The organism is Campylobacter sp. IFREMER_LSEM_CL1097 (assembly GCF_025772225.1).
Lineage (GTDB): Bacteria > Campylobacterota > Campylobacteria > Campylobacterales > Campylobacteraceae > Campylobacter_D > Campylobacter_D lari_D.
In genome coordinates this window covers 1-751 of sequence record NZ_JAKMRT010000051.1, presented here as the reverse complement: position 1 = coordinate 751, position 751 = coordinate 1, and the positions used below count along the sequence as shown (strand labels likewise).

The window sequence follows — 751 nt, the reverse complement described above, 5'->3', positions numbered from 1 at the left end:
GCTAAAAAAGAAAGCTTTAATGTTAATGATAAAGGTGAAGCTACTTTAGAATTTAGTGGGATTAGTGATTATAATGTTAAAGATATTGCTATTAAGTTTAATTATATGAAGACAAGAACAAGTAAACTAGAGTTTGCTGCAGATAAAATTAAGCTTTATCAAAGAGAATTAAAATTTGAAGGGGATAAAACAATATACACCGAAGAAAAAGCACAAGCCAATATCACGCTAAAAGATGGTAAAAAAGGTGCTAAAGTAGAATGGAATATAAGTGGAGACGCTACTTTAAATGATCATGATACAACATTTAATTCTAGTGGTGAAGCTAAAGCAACTATTACTTCCAAAGTTCCATTTAAAGATAACCCTGTAATTAATGTAAATACTATTGGACAAAGTGCTAGCACTACTATTGCATATGTAGATAAAGAATATATCCCTAGTATTATTTATCCTAGCTATAAGGGTTATAAGCAAACCATAGAATTAAATCAAGATTTTCATCTTGAGGTAAGTAATTTAATCCCGAATACAGAAATTGAAATATATCATGATTTTTTATCAGCGGCTAAACCAAAGCAAGATCATGTTAGAGTAAATTCTAGTGGTAAGGCTACTTTGGAATTTTATGGAGTATCGAATCCATTGTGTAGTAATTTCAATATTCAATTTAAATATATGAAAACAAAAAATAAGTCAGCGGATTTTTTTACAGATGAAATTTATATATATAAACAGCTTACCTTGATTG

Annotated in this window: 1 protein-coding gene; it reads left to right on the top strand. The window is 28.6% G+C overall.

All coding sequences use genetic code 11. The features are described from left to right. Window positions 1–751: Ig-like domain-containing protein (locus L8W64_RS08875; RefSeq protein WP_263673557.1), on the top strand; the 751-nt coding region annotated here is incomplete at both ends.